General features: G+C 58.7%; 1 protein-coding gene. It reads left to right on the top strand.

Annotated elements, in window-relative coordinates; all coding sequences use genetic code 11:
* A partial coding sequence (locus CVN76_RS02225; protein WP_157805474.1) for a hypothetical protein occupies positions 1-356 on the top strand: 356 nt, incomplete at both ends.

Below are 356 nucleotides of genomic sequence, written 5' to 3' on the forward strand. Positions count from 1 at the left end.
AGGCGAACCTAGCCATAAGGTCGTGCGTACCGCTATTCACGCACTGGCCCGCATGCAGCACCGTGGCGCAATCCTTGCTGACGGCAAGACTGGCGACGGTTGCGGCCTGTTATTACAAAAGCCCGACCGCTTTTTCCGCATGGTGGCGGAAGAGCGCAGCTGGCGCTTAGCCAAGAACTACGCCGTTGGCATGATGTTCCTCAGCCAGAACGAAGAGGAAGCCCGTGCCAGCCGCCGCATTGTAGAAGAAGAGCTGCAGAACGAAACGCTGTCGGTTGTTGGCTGGCGTGAAGTGCCGACAAACCCGGACGTTTTGGGTGAAATCGCCCTCTCCTCCCTGCCGCGTATTGAACAGA

The organism is Bacillus sp. mrc49 (genome assembly GCF_002803435.1).